The organism is Pseudomonas sp. VI4.1, assembly GCF_002029345.1.
In the GTDB taxonomy this organism is placed as follows: Bacteria; Pseudomonadota; Gammaproteobacteria; order Pseudomonadales; family Pseudomonadaceae; genus Aquipseudomonas.
In genome coordinates this window covers 1-2,674 of record NZ_MULM01000018.1, presented here as the reverse complement: position 1 = coordinate 2,674, position 2,674 = coordinate 1, and the positions used below count along the sequence as shown (strand labels likewise).

Genomic DNA, 2,674 nt, shown 5'->3' with positions numbered 1-2,674 from the left:
CCACCTAACATAAGTTAGGTATCTTAAGCTGAATACATAGGCTTAAGAAGCGAACCAGGGGAACTGAAACATCTAAGTACCCTGAGGAAAAGAAATCAACCGAGATTCCCTTAGTAGTGGCGAGCGAACGGGGACTAGCCCTTAAGTGGCTTTGAGATTAGCGGAACGCTCTGGAAAGTGCGGCCATAGTGGGTGATAGCCCTGTACGCGAAAATCTCTTAGTCATGAAATCGAGTAGGACGGAGCACGAGAAACTTTGTCTGAATATGGGGGGACCATCCTCCAAGGCTAAATACTACTGACTGACCGATAGTGAACTAGTACCGTGAGGGAAAGGCGAAAAGAACCCCGGAGAGGGGAGTGAAATAGATCCTGAAACCGTATGCGTACAAGCAGTGGGAGCCCACTTTGTTGGGTGACTGCGTACCTTTTGTATAATGGGTCAGCGACTTATTTTCAGTGGCGAGCTTAACCGAATAGGGGAGGCGTAGCGAAAGCGAGTCTTAATAGGGCGTCTAGTCGCTGGGAATAGACCCGAAACCGGGCGATCTATCCATGGGCAGGTTGAAGGTTGGGTAACACTAACTGGAGGACCGAACCGACTACCGTTGAAAAGTTAGCGGATGACCTGTGGATCGGAGTGAAAGGCTAATCAAGCTCGGAGATAGCTGGTTCTCCTCGAAAGCTATTTAGGTAGCGCCTCATGTATCACTGTAGGGGGTAGAGCACTGTTTCGGCTAGGGGGTCATCCCGACTTACCAAACCGATGCAAACTCCGAATACCTACAAGTGCCGAGCATGGGAGACACACGGCGGGTGCTAACGTCCGTCGTGAAAAGGGAAACAACCCAGACCGTCAGCTAAGGTCCCAAAGTTATGGTTAAGTGGGAAACGATGTGGGAAGGCTTAGACAGCTAGGAGGTTGGCTTAGAAGCAGCCACCCTTTAAAGAAAGCGTAATAGCTCACTAGTCGAGTCGGCCTGCGCGGAAGATGTAACGGGGCTCAAACCATACACCGAAGCTACGGGTATCACTTAGGTGATGCGGTAGAGGAGCGTTCTGTAAGCCTGTGAAGGTGAGTTGAGAAGCTTGCTGGAGGTATCAGAAGTGCGAATGCTGACATGAGTAACGACAATGGGTGTGAAAAACACCCACGCCGAAAGACCAAGGTTTCCTGCGCAACGTTAATCGACGCAGGGTTAGTCGGTCCCTAAGGCGAGGCTGAAAAGCGTAGTCGATGGAAAACAGGTTAATATTCCTGTACTTCTGGTTATTGCGATGGAGGGACGGAGAAGGCTAGGCCAGCTTGGCGTTGGTTGTCCAAGTTTAAGGTGGTAGGCTGGAATCTTAGGTAAATCCGGGATTCTAAGGCCGAGAGCTGATGACGAGTGTTCTTTTAGAACACGAAGTGGTTGATGCCATGCTTCCAAGAAAAGCTTCTAAGCTTCAGGTAACCAGGAACCGTACCCCAAACCGACACAGGTGGTTGGGTAGAGAATACCAAGGCGCTTGAGAGAACTCGGGTGAAGGAACTAGGCAAAATGGCACCGTAACTTCGGGAGAAGGTGCGCCGGTGAGGGTGAAGCATTTACTGCGTAAGCCCATGCCGGTCGAAGATACCAGGCCGCTGCGACTGTTTATTAAAAACACAGCACTCTGCAAACACGAAAGTGGACGTATAGGGTGTGACGCCTGCCCGGTGCCGGAAGGTTAATTGATGGGGTTAGCTAACGCGAAGCTCTTGATCGAAGCCCCGGTAAACGGCGGCCGTAACTATAACGGTCCTAAGGTAGCGAAATTCCTTGTCGGGTAAGTTCCGACCTGCACGAATGGCGTAACGATGGCGGCGCTGTCTCCACCCGAGACTCAGTGAAATTGAAATCGCTGTGAAGATGCAGTGTATCCGCGGCTAGACGGAAAGACCCCGTGAACCTTTACTATAGCTTTGCACTGGACTTTGAATTTGCTTGTGTAGGATAGGTGGGAGGCTTTGAAGCGTGGACGCCAGTTCGCGTGGAGCCAACCTTGAAATACCACCCTGGCAACTTTGAGGTTCTAACTCAGGTCCGTTATCCGGATCGAGGACAGTGTATGGTGGGTAGTTTGACTGGGGCGGTCTCCTCCTAAAGAGTAACGGAGGAGTACGAAGGTGCGCTCAGACCGGTCGGAAATCGGTCGTAGAGTATAAAGGCAAAAGCGCGCTTGACTGCGAGACAGACACGTCGAGCAGGTACGAAAGTAGGTCTTAGTGATCCGGTGGTTCTGTATGGAAGGGCCATCGCTCAACGGATAAAAGGTACTCCGGGGATAACAGGCTGATACCGCCCAAGAGTTCATATCGACGGCGGTGTTTGGCACCTCGATGTCGGCTCATCACATCCTGGGGCTGAAGCCGGTCCCAAGGGTATGGCTGTTCGCCATTTAAAGTGGTACGCGAGCTGGGTTTAGAACGTCGTGAGACAGTTCGGTCCCTATCTGCCGTGGACGTTTGAGATTTGAGAGGGGCTGCTCCTAGTACGAGAGGACCGGAGTGGACGAACCTCTGGTGTTCCGGTTGTCACGCCAGTGGCATTGCCGGGTAGCTATGTTCGGAATAGATAACCGCTGAAAGCATCTAAGCGGGAAACTAGCCTCAAGATGAGATCTCACTGGGACCTTGAGTCCCCTGAAGGGC

The 2,674-nt window shown here is 51.8% G+C and carries 1 rRNA gene; it reads left to right on the top strand.

From position 1 onward, the window contains the following. Positions 1-2,674: ribosomal RNA gene (locus BZ163_RS00160) — 23S ribosomal RNA — on the top strand; the annotation flags it as partial.